The following is a 479-nucleotide window of genomic DNA, read 5'->3' on the forward strand; positions in this document are numbered from 1 at the left end:
CTCTACAAAGGTCTTCACCGCGGATTGGATGCCCTCGACGCCAGTCTCCAGCTTTGTGATCCGATGGGAGCGCCAAAGTGTTAAAGGGAAGAAACTCTCGCCGTCGACTGTGTCGTACCGAGTGACGATGTCGCCGGCGTCGTCCGGTAAACAGCATGAAATACGAAGACAACTTCATGTTTGAATATGAACTACTCACAAAATGGGATTGGGTGCTGGTCGTGGCGGTCAGCACGCTCGTTGCGCTGCTGCTGGCCGCCGGTGTTTATTGGTTGGTCACTTAGCAAACGAACCTGAGGTTGGCAGCCGCTGTAATAAGATTGGACCCCCAACAAGGCAGGCCTTCAATCTCTGCGCCGATCGACGGAGCTGTTAGGAACGGTCGGCGGAGGGTCTCGTTTTGCGAACGGAAAGTCGTGATTTGCCGTCAATGCCCCGTTTCTTCTTTCACATCAACGGAAAGTTCCCGTTTCAGGATG

The 479-nt window shown here is 53.9% G+C and carries 1 protein-coding gene; it reads left to right on the top strand.

The genetic code is table 11. From position 1 onward, the window contains the following. Positions 1–155: 155 nt before the first annotated feature. Entirely contained in the window at positions 156–284 is a 129-nt protein-coding gene (locus AC5ZGW_RS46950; protein ID WP_456647040.1) for a hypothetical protein, read from the top strand. Positions 285–479: the final 195 nt, after the last annotated feature.

This window comes from Bradyrhizobium sp. Crot121, assembly GCF_059512385.1.

What these genes read in the sequence shown, in the direction of transcription:
- AC5ZGW_RS46950 (WP_456647040.1), top strand. Translation starts at nt 156, where the DNA reads ATGAAATACGAAGACAACTTCATGTTTGAATATGAACTACTCACAAAA.